The organism is Vibrio ouci, assembly GCF_004551525.1.
Taxonomy (GTDB): domain Bacteria; phylum Pseudomonadota; class Gammaproteobacteria; order Enterobacterales; family Vibrionaceae; genus Vibrio; species Vibrio ouci.
The window spans coordinates 1-785 of record NZ_SATR01000250.1; the positions used below are offsets into that span (position 1 = coordinate 1).

Genomic DNA, 785 nt, shown 5'->3' on the forward strand with positions numbered 1-785 from the left:
GGTTGAAGAGATTCAAGGATTTGAGCCGACAATACGGAATTGCCGAATAAGAAAAGCGAACTGCCAGAGGGAACAAAAAAGATTAGAACAAAGAACTTTTCTGCCCTTTGCCTAACGCCCTGTTAAGGGGTGAGCAACGCAATACCGAAGTCGCCGCATACCGCCTTAAACCCTAAAACCAACGCATGATGAAAATGCCACGCGTTGCGAATCCCTCTTGAACAGTTTGTTAGGTTTTGGGCTTATTCTCCCAATGACCCCCAATCTGTTAGATTTAATTGCTTACGTCTAATGTAGTAGAAGGTTGCCATAATAAAGCCAAACAAAGTGCCAGCAAGTAACGAGATGAAAACGGCTTCTAAAACTGGTTTACCTAGCTCGTTCCACACAAGAAACCATTGGAAGATCCCCCATACAGGAGCAAAGAAAGTCACACAAAGCATAACGTTTGCAAAATAACTTTGGTAATAAGGTGGCGGAAAACACATTCCAAGTTTACGTAGCCACTTTACAATTGGTGGATTGTAGTTCGACTTCCAAACGCCTTTATCATTTAACTCTTTGTGAGCAAGTCGTAGCTTCGCTTCATAATCCATGATCTAAAATCCTCGAATTCAATGTTTCCCGCGGAGAAACCTAACGCCAAATTAAGTAGTGAGTAACGCTACCACCCACCTAAACCATTGTGCCGTAAACACCGAAGCTGATTCAAAGCAAAAATGCCGAGCGTTACGAATCTGCTTAAATTTATTGTTAGGCAAATTTTCTACGTACTCACTAACTTT

General features: G+C 41.9%; 1 protein-coding gene. It reads right to left on the bottom strand.

Annotated elements, in window-relative coordinates:
* Window positions 1–242 precede the first annotated feature (242 nt).
* Window positions 243–596: a DUF6404 family protein gene (locus ELS82_RS25495; protein WP_025523648.1), complete on the bottom strand. Its 354-nt coding sequence runs from the start codon at window positions 594–596 to the stop codon at window positions 243–245.
* Window positions 597–785: the final 189 nt, after the last annotated feature.